At 49.8% G+C, this 259-nt stretch carries 1 protein-coding gene; it reads right to left on the minus strand.

Annotated features, from left to right (window positions below; all coding sequences use genetic code 11):
• Positions 1–259, minus strand: a 259-nt coding sequence (locus AB4585_RS25745; protein WP_372171615.1) for a hypothetical protein, incomplete at both ends; no start/stop codon positions are given.

Consider the following 259-nt stretch of genomic DNA (forward strand, 5'->3'; position numbering starts at 1 on the left):
CAATTGTAGGTAGCGTTCTAGGCGAGCCGATGAGTGCTCTGGGCCTTGCCCTTCATACCCATGAGGTAGCAATAATGTAATACCACATAGACGATTCCACTTTTGCTCACCAGAAGAGATGAACTGGTCAATCACTACCTGAGCGCCGTTGGCGAAATCACCAAACTGAGCTTCCCAAATAGTCAGGCCACCCGGCTCTGCGGTGGTGTAGCCATACTCGAATGCCAATACTGCTTCTTCGGACAATACTGAATCGAAC

Origin of the sequence: Vibrio sp. 10N.222.49.C9, assembly GCF_041474985.1 — a bacterium.
Classification (GTDB): Bacteria; Pseudomonadota; Gammaproteobacteria; order Enterobacterales; family Vibrionaceae; genus Vibrio; species Vibrio crassostreae_C.